The sequence below is a fragment of the Pseudoalteromonas prydzensis genome, assembly GCF_011050055.1.
In the GTDB taxonomy this organism is placed as follows: Bacteria; Pseudomonadota; Gammaproteobacteria; order Enterobacterales; family Alteromonadaceae; genus Pseudoalteromonas; species Pseudoalteromonas prydzensis_A.
Genome location: NZ_DRGM01000186.1, coordinates 1 through 8,554 on the forward strand (window position 1 = coordinate 1; position 8,554 = coordinate 8,554).

At 43.2% G+C, this 8,554-nt stretch carries 9 protein-coding genes; all 9 read left to right on the top strand.

All coding sequences use genetic code 11. The features are described 5' to 3' along the window. Positions 1-227 precede the first annotated feature (227 nt). The 9 genes from trmJ (at position 228) to ENH88_RS18845 (ending at position 8,267) form a co-directional block, all read left to right on the top strand. The gene (trmJ, locus tag ENH88_RS18805; RefSeq protein WP_304184655.1) at positions 228-950 is read left to right on the top strand and encodes a tRNA (cytosine(32)/uridine(32)-2'-O)-methyltransferase TrmJ; all 723 of its coding nucleotides are present in this window, start codon (positions 228-230) and stop codon (positions 948-950) included. A 292-nt stretch (positions 951-1,242) separates the two neighbouring features. Next, entirely contained in the window at positions 1,243-1,734 is a 492-nt protein-coding gene (gene iscR, locus ENH88_RS18810; protein WP_304184657.1) for a Fe-S cluster assembly transcriptional regulator IscR, read from the top strand. Positions 1,735-1,757: 23 nt separating this feature from the next. Beyond that, entirely contained in the window at positions 1,758-2,975 is a 1,218-nt protein-coding gene (locus tag ENH88_RS18815; protein WP_304184659.1) for an IscS subfamily cysteine desulfurase, read from the top strand. Positions 2,976-3,016: 41 nt separating this feature from the next. Beyond that, positions 3,017-3,400 (top strand): Fe-S cluster assembly scaffold IscU, encoded by a 384-nt coding sequence (iscU, locus tag ENH88_RS18820; RefSeq protein WP_145236533.1) that lies wholly within the window; start codon positions 3,017-3,019, stop codon positions 3,398-3,400. Between the two features lie 9 nt (positions 3,401-3,409). Next, positions 3,410-3,733, top strand: a complete 324-nt coding sequence (gene iscA, locus ENH88_RS18825) for an iron-sulfur cluster assembly protein IscA (protein WP_192543116.1) — start codon at positions 3,410-3,412, stop codon at positions 3,731-3,733. Between the two features lie 94 nt (positions 3,734-3,827). Further along, a complete protein-coding gene (gene hscB / locus ENH88_RS18830; RefSeq protein WP_304184663.1) occupies positions 3,828-4,355 on the top strand; it encodes a co-chaperone HscB in 528 nt (175 codons plus the stop codon). Between the two features lie 51 nt (positions 4,356-4,406). Next, entirely contained in the window at positions 4,407-6,269 is a 1,863-nt protein-coding gene (gene hscA, locus ENH88_RS18835) for a Fe-S protein assembly chaperone HscA (RefSeq protein ID WP_304184664.1), read from the top strand. An 11-nt stretch (positions 6,270-6,280) separates the two neighbouring features. After that, positions 6,281-6,619 carry an ISC system 2Fe-2S type ferredoxin gene (gene fdx, locus ENH88_RS18840; RefSeq protein ID WP_016710654.1) on the top strand — a complete coding sequence of 113 codons (339 nt, stop codon included), beginning with the start codon at positions 6,281-6,283 and terminating at the stop codon, positions 6,617-6,619. A 220-nt stretch (positions 6,620-6,839) separates the two neighbouring features. After that, the gene (locus tag ENH88_RS18845) at positions 6,840-8,267 is read left to right on the top strand and encodes an NAD-dependent succinate-semialdehyde dehydrogenase (RefSeq protein WP_304184668.1); all 1,428 of its coding nucleotides are present in this window, start codon (positions 6,840-6,842) and stop codon (positions 8,265-8,267) included. Positions 8,268-8,554: the final 287 nt, after the last annotated feature.

The following is an 8,554-nucleotide window of genomic DNA, read 5'->3' on the forward strand; positions in this document are numbered from 1 at the left end:
CGGCGAGGATCGTTAAGCTTAGCTTTACTGAAAATAAGTTGCGCCCATTCGAGAGATTCATTGCTTACCATATTCATGACCTAATTTTTTTGTTTATTAGATCATGAATATAAGAAAATAGAAACTTCTGTATAAGAGACAGGCTGATAGCTGATAGCTGATAGCTGATAGCTAACATCCGTGTTATAATCCACGCAATTTTTTGTATGAGTTAAAGTAGCACCGCAATGATCTTAGATGACATCCGTATTGTTCTAGTAAACACCTCGCATTCAGGTAACATCGGCTCAGCAGCCCGCGCAATGAAAACCATGGGCTTATCAAAACTTTATTTAGTTGATCCTGCGTGTGAAGTAGACAGCCACGCCAGTGCATTAGCCGCGGGTGCTACTGATGTGCTAGGTAATGCGGTGATTGTTGATACAGTGGCAGAGGCCATTGCTGATTGTGCGCTAACGATTGGTACGAGTGCGCGTTCACGTACGTTATCATGGCCTATGGTTGAGCCGCGTGAGTGTGGCGAAAAACTAGTGGCTGAAGCCGTGAATGGGCCTGTAGCATTAGTGTTTGGTCGTGAAAACAGTGGCTTGAGCAATGAAGAATTACAGTTGTGTAATTACCATGTGTGTATCCCTGCCAATCCAGAATATAGCTCACTTAATTTAGCTATGGCGGTGCAAACGTTATGCTATGAAACGCGTATGGCGTTTTTAACGCAACAACCTAAAGCAAGCCAAGAAGACGATGCAGTTTACCCAAGCTCAAAACAAACAGAGCTATTTTATGAACACTTAGAAAAAACCCTTTTTGATACAGGTTTTATCATCAAACAGCACCCAGGCATGGTAATGACCAAGCTGCGTCGGTTATTTAACCGCGCGCGTCCAGAAGATGCAGAGCTGAATATCTTGCGCGGTATTTTGACCTCAATAAATAAGTCTACTAAATAAGCGAAAGTTATAAGACTATTTGCTGCTAATACTTGACTAAATTACTCAGGTAATTACAATGAACACAATACTTGACTAAAACAGTCGGGTATTGAAGTGAATTGAGGGGCTAGGAAGATATAGGCGCTAGGAATAGCTTGACTAGAATCGAGCTATATAAACTTTGTAGAACCTAGAACCTAGAACCTAGAACCTAGAACCTAGAACCTAGAACCTAGAACCTAGGCTTTATATAATACTTGACTATTTTACTCTGGTAATTAAAATTTGCACTCTTTAGTGCGGGGGCTCAATGAAGTTAACATCAAAAGGCAGATATGCCGTGACAGCGATGCTTGATGTTGCGCTACACGCAAATGTAGGGCCAGTTCCCCTTGCCGATATTTCAGAGCGACAAGAAATTTCGTTGTCGTATCTTGAGCAGTTATTTGCCCGATTACGTAAAAATGGTTTGGTTAGCTCTGTGCGGGGCCCAGGTGGTGGTTATCTACTGGGTCGTGAAACGCATGCTATTTCGGTTGGTGATGTGATCAATGCTGTTGACGAATCAATAGATGCAACCCGTTGTCATGGTGCAACTGGCGGTTGTCAAAGCGGTATGCGTTGTTTAACGCACACCTTATGGTCAGATTTAAGCGCCCGAATAGAAGACTTTTTAAATGGTATTACTCTTGCGGAGTTGGTGGAACAATCAGATGTGCAAGCAGTTGCATCTCGCCAAAATAGCAACGTTAGCAATGCAATTAAGCAATTGGAAAATATTCAAGTAAGCTGCCAACTATAGGTTGGCGTCCAGCGGAGAAAGAAATGAAGTTACCGATTTATTTAGATTACGCAGCAACCACGCCAGTTGACGAGCGTGTTGCAAAAGAAATGATGCAATGCCTAACAATGGATGGCAATTTTGGTAACCCTGCATCGCGTTCACACCGTTTTGGTTGGCAAGCTGAAGAGGCGATTGATCAGGCGCGTACTGATATCGCAGATTTAATTAACGCAGACCCACGTGAAATCGTTTTCACTTCGGGTGCGACAGAATCAAACAACCTTGCAATTAAAGGCGCAGCACAGTTTTACAAAAAGAAAGGTAAGCACGTTATTACCGCTAAAACTGAGCATAAAGCAGTGATCGACACCTGTCGTGAACTAGAGCGTCAAGGTTTTGAAGTTACTTATATGGACGTTGAAGAAAACGGCCTGCTTGACCTGAAAAAGCTTGAACAAACTATGCGTGACGACACCGTATTAGTAAGCATTATGCACGTAAACAACGAGCTAGGTGTGATTCAAGATATCGCGACGATTGGCGAAATGTGTCGTGAACGTAAAATCATGTTCCACGTTGATGCAGCGCAAAGCGCGGGCAAAGTGTTAATCGACGTACAACAACTTAAAGTTGATTTTATGTCATTCTCAGCGCACAAAGTATATGGCCCGAAAGGCATCGGTGCATTATATGTGCGCCGTAAACCGCGTGCTCGTTTAGAAGCGCAAATGCACGGTGGCGGTCATGAACGTGGTATGCGTTCAGGTACACTAGCAACACATCAACTTGTTGGTATGGGTACAGCATTTAAAATTGCTAAGCAAGATTTTGAAAAAGACCATGCACACATCAGCGCGCTTCGTAAGCGTTTAATTGATGGCATTATGGCTGATATGGAAGAAGTGTACTTTAATGGTACGCCGGACCAATCAGTACCAGGAATTGTTAACATCAGCTTCAATTTTGTTGAAGGTGAGTCGTTATTGATGGCTGTTAAAGATATTGCTGTATCATCAGGTTCTGCCTGTACTTCAGCAAGCTTAGAGCCTTCTTATGTATTACGTGCGCTTGGCCGTAACGATGAATTAGCACATAGCTCAATTCGTTTCAGTATTGGTCGTTTTACTACCGAAGAAGAGATTGATTATACCGTCAATTTAATGAAGAGCTCTATCGGTCGCTTACGTGAAATGTCACCTCTTTGGGAAATGCATCAAGAAGGTGTTGATTTAGATTCAGTTGAATGGGCTCATCATTAATTGATTGAGCACGTCTGCTAGCAGGTAATGAGGATAGAATTATGGCTTATAGTGATAAAGTAATCGATCATGTTGAAAACCCACGTAACGTAGGTGTTTTAGACAAAAATGATCCATCAGTAGCAACTGGTATGGTTGGCGCACCAGCATGTGGTGACGTAATGAAGCTGCAAATTAAAGTATCAGCTGCCGGCATAATTGAAGATGCTAAATTTAAAACATACGGTTGTGGTAGCGCAATTGCTTCATCATCACTGGTAACAGAGTGGGTTAAAGGTAAGACTTTAGATGAAGCTGCAATGATCAAAAACACTGATATCAGTGCTGAGCTTGAATTGCCGCCAGTGAAAATTCACTGTTCAATTTTAGCTGAAGATGCAATCCAAGCAGCAATTGCAGACTACAAAAGTAAACAAGCGAAGTAAGAGATAATCATGGCAGTGACATTGACAGGTGCGGCAGCAAACCGCGTAGAATCATTTTTAGCAAATCGCGGCAAAGGTCTTGGCCTACGCGTAGGCATTAAAACGACGGGCTGTTCAGGTCTTGCTTATGTTCTTGAGTTTGTTGACGAGTTAGCTGAAGGCGACGAAGTATTTGAATCTCAAGGGGTGAAAGTAATCGTTGACGCTAAAAGCTTGGTTTATATTGATGGCACTGAGCTTGACTACACCAAAGAAGGTTTGAATGAAGGGTTTAAATTTATCAACCCAAATCAAGCCGATGAGTGTGGTTGTGGCGAAAGTTTCACAGTTTAAACAATAAACCGATTGTACTCTTAAGCCCTGCACCTGTAGGGCTTTGTTCTATCTGAATTTTAAGCCAATACGTTAATTTGGCATGGTTGGAATTATGCGCTATTTTGAATTGTTTGCGATACCCGTTGATTACAATGTAGATTTGGCAAAAGTCACGAAGAATTATCTTGAACTCCAGCGTGCTGTTCACCCAGATCGTCATGCCAATGCCAGCAGCCGTGATAAATTATTAGCCGTACAAAATACTGCCGAAATCAACGACGCCTTACAAATCTTAAAGCACCCAGTAAAGCGTGCTGAATATATGCTCAGTGAACTGGGTGTTGATATTCGAGCTGAACAGCAAACCTTGCAAGATCCGCAGTTTTTAATGCAACAAATGGAACTGCGTGAAGAGCTTGAAGAGTTAAGTACAAGCACTGACCCTGATGCAGCTATTGCCCAGTTTGAGCAGCAAATAAAGCAACTAGATAGCCAGTATAGCGCGCAACTAGCAGAGCAATTAGCAAGTAATGATCAGCAGCAATGGCAGTTAGCCGCTGATAATATTCGTAAATTAAAGTTCGTGTATAAACTACGTGATGAATTAGAGCGGATTGAAGACAGTTTATTCGATGATTAATTATCCAACTTACTGAACGACAAGTAAGTCAAACAAGAGTTAAAGAGCATTATGGCATTATTGCAGATTGCTGAGCCGGGGCAGAGCGCGGCACCACATGAACATAAGTTAGCAATAGGTATTGATCTCGGTACTACCAACTCACTCGTTGCGACAGTGCAAAGTGGCGAAGCCCATACCCTTACCGATATTAGTGGTGCAGCTATGCTCCCTTCTGTTGTTCGCTATCAGGCTGACAGTATTACCGTTGGTGCAGAAGCGGCACAAGCGGCTACGCAAGACCCTGCTAATACGCTTGTTTCGGTTAAGCGCTTTTTAGGTAAAACGCAAGCTGAGATTGAACACAGCTACGGCCAATTACCGTATGATTTTTGCCAGCATGATGGTGCACTTGCCATTACTACCGCCGCAGGCAATATCAGCCCAATCACCGCATCAAGCGATATTTTAAAAGCGTTAAAGCAACGCGCAGAAGAAAGCTTTGCAGGGCAAGATATTTTAGGTGCTGTGATCACCGTACCTGCGTACTTTGATGATGCACAGCGCCAAAGCACCAAAGATGCCGCGGAGCTTGCGGGTATTAATGTACTGCGTTTATTAAATGAACCAACCGCAGCCGCTGTTGCTTATGGCCTAGATTCAGGTCAAGAAGGTATTATTGCGGTTTATGATTTAGGTGGTGGTACCTTTGATATTTCAATTCTACGCTTAAATCAAGGTGTATTTGAAGTACTCGCAACCGGTGGCGACTCAAGCCTGGGCGGCGACGATTTTGACTCGTTATTAGTGGATCACTTTAAGCGTGAAACTGGGGTAATGACATTATCACCTTCAAACTTACGTTTATTCATCAATAAAGCTAAAGCTTGTAAAGAAGCACTCAGCCAATACGCCAAAGTGAATGTTGGCCTTGAGTTTGATAATGAAAAGTACACGGTTGAAGTAACCCGCGACAAGTTTGAAGAACTTGCCATGGTATTGGTTAAAAAGACCCTACGCTCGTGCCGCCGCGCAGTGAAAGATGCTGGCATTAGCAATGACGAAGTACTGCAAGTGGTGCTAGTAGGCGGTTCAACCCGTATGCCAATCGTACGCAATCAAGTTGCTGAGTTCTTTAATAAAGAGCCGCTTACCTCTATCGACCCTGATCGCGTAGTTGCACTGGGCGCAGCATTACAAGCCGATGTATTAGTAGGCAACAAGCCTGATTCCGACATGTTATTACTTGATGTTTTACCACTGTCGCTTGGCCTTGAGACCATGGGCGGCTTAGTGGAGAAAATTATTCCACGTAATACCACTATTCCTGTGGCGCGTGCGCAAGAATTTACTACTTTTAAAGATGGTCAAACAGCGATGTCGTTGCATGTATTGCAAGGCGAACGTGAGCTGGTTGATGATTGCCGTTCATTGGCTAAATTTAGCTTAAAAGGTATTCCACCAATGGCAGCCGGTGCGGCGCATATTCGGGTGACCTTTAAAGTCGATGCGGATGGCTTACTGAGTGTATCGGCAATGGAAAAATCAACGGGTGTACAAGCTGAAATTCAAGTTAAACCATCGTTTGGCTTATCGGATGACCAAGTAGCCAATATGCTTAAAGAGTCGATGACTAACGCTAAAGATGATATGCAAGCGCGCATGCTCAAAGAGCAGCAAGTTGAAGCACTGCGTGTTATTGAAGCGCTTTATGCATCACTTGCAACCGATAGCGCTTTACTCGATGAACATGAATTAACTAACTTGAATGCAGAAATTGCTAAACTAGTTACAGTGCGCGAGACAGCCACCGAGCCAAATGAAATAAAAGCAGCCATTGAAAAAGTTGATAACGCCAGTAGTAAATTTGCTGAGTTAAGAATGGATGCATCGATCAAAAAAGCACTGCAAGGGCAGTCAGTAGACAACGTTTAAAAGAGGTTAGAATGCCACAAATTATTTTTCTTCCCCATCCGGAATTATGTCCTGACGGCGCTGCAATTGACGCACCAAGCGGTGAAACAGTTCTTGATGTAGCACTTAAAAACGGTATTAGCATTCCCCATGCGTGTGAAAAGTCATGTGCTTGTACTACGTGTCACTTGGTGATCCGCGAAGGGTTTGACTCACTTGACGAAAGCGATGAACTTGAAGACGACATGCTAGATAAAGCATGGGGCTTAGAGCCAGAATCACGCCTTGGTTGCCAAGCAATCATCCGTGATGAGGACTTAATAGTTGAAATACCAAAGTATAACCTCAATATCGTTAATGAAGAGCATTGATTTAAAGCAGTAAGCTTTGAGCCGTCAGCCGTCAGCCGTCAGCCGTCAGCCGTCAGTATAGAGATAAAACCATGCTTGACTTAACAAGCATGGTTTTTTTATTTTAAGCTGATAGCTGATAGCTGATAGCTGATAGCTGATAGCTGATAGCTGATAGCTGATAGCTGATAGCTGATAGCTGATAGCTGATAGCTGATAGTTACACATCGGAGGGATTTCTATGTCACATCTTATATTTACTGATTCATTCATTAACGGTGAGTTTTACTCGACCGCTAGTCATTTTGATATAATCGACCCCGCTACAGAACAAAGCATTACCTCGGTCAGTGATATTGACCAAGCAGGTGTAAAACAAGCTATCAACGCCGCTCACGGCGCATTTATTAAACTTAAATCCAGCAATGCCACAACGCGTAGTAATGTATTAATGCGCTGGTTTGAACTGGTTATGCAGCATAAACAAGCGCTTGCAGAATTAATGACCAAAGAGCAAGGTAAACCACTTAAAGAAGCGCTGGGTGAAGTTGAGTATGGCGCAGGCTTTATTAAATGGTACGCCGAGCAAGCCAAACGCAGTTATGGCGATGTGATCCCCGCCACTGATGACAACCACCGTTTAACTAGTTTTAAACAGCCCATTGGTGTGGTTGCAGGCATAACCCCATGGAATTTCCCGGTTGCTATGGTCACGCGTAAAGTTGCGCCAGCTTATGCCGCAGGATGTAGCTTTGTACTAAAACCTTCGGAACATACTCCTTTGTGCGCACTCGCGTTAGCCTATTTAGCTGATCAAGCTGGTTTTGAAAAAGGTGCATTTAATGTGCTGGTATCTGAAAACGCCAAAATGGTTGGCGAATTACTCACTAAATCAGAAGTGGTACGTAAGTTTACATTTACCGGTTCAACGGGAGTAGGTAAGCAATTACTAGCGCAATGTGCCCCGAGTATTAAGCGAACGTCGATGGAGCTTGGCGGTAATGCACCGTTTATTATTTTTGCTAATGCTGATTTAGATGAAGCTGTAAGCGGTTTAATGGGCGCTAAATTCAGAAATGGCGGGCAAACTTGTGTTGCGGCTAACCGTATTTTTGTACAGCGCAGCGTACTTGATAAAGTGCTTGAAAAACTGGCAGAGAAAGTGGCAGCATTAAAAGTTGCTAATGGTCTTGCAAAAGACTGTGATATCGGTCCACTGATTTACCCACAAGCCAAGCAAAAAGTGCAACAGTTAGTTGCCGATGCAATCACAAAAGGTGCGAAGCGTGTTGGCGTTAGCGCTGAACTGAGTGGTAATTATTATGCTCCGGTGATTTTAACCGGTGTAACTGCTGAAATGGATATTTACCACCAAGAAGTATTTGGTCCCGTTGCCAGTATTATTGCTTTTGATGACGAAGCCGAAGTACTCGCGATGGCAAACGATGTACCCTTCGGCCTCGCTGCTTATTTTTATAGCCAAGATATCAAGCAAATCTACCGTGTAAGCGAAGCGTTAGAATATGGTATGGTCGGCATAAATGAAGGTTTGATTTCAAATCCAGTAGCGCCATTTGGTGGCGTAAAACAGTCAGGCCTTGGCCGCGAAGGCGGCCATCAAGGGCTAGACGAATACCTCGAAGAAAAATATGTGTGTATGAAAGTTTAAAGCCAGAAGCTTTGAGCCGTCAGCCGTCAGCCGTCAGCCGTCAGCCGTCAGCCGTCAGTTTTAGACATAAATAAAAACCGTACTTGACTAAACACAAGTGCGGTTTTTAATTTTTAGCTGATAGCTGATAGCTGATAGCTGATAGCTGATAGCTGATAGCTGATAGCTGATAGCTGATAGCTGATAGCTGATAGCTGATAGCTGATAGCTGATAGCTGATAGCTGATAGCCTGTCTCTTATACAGAAGTTTCTATTTTCTTATATTCATGATCTAATAAACAAAAAA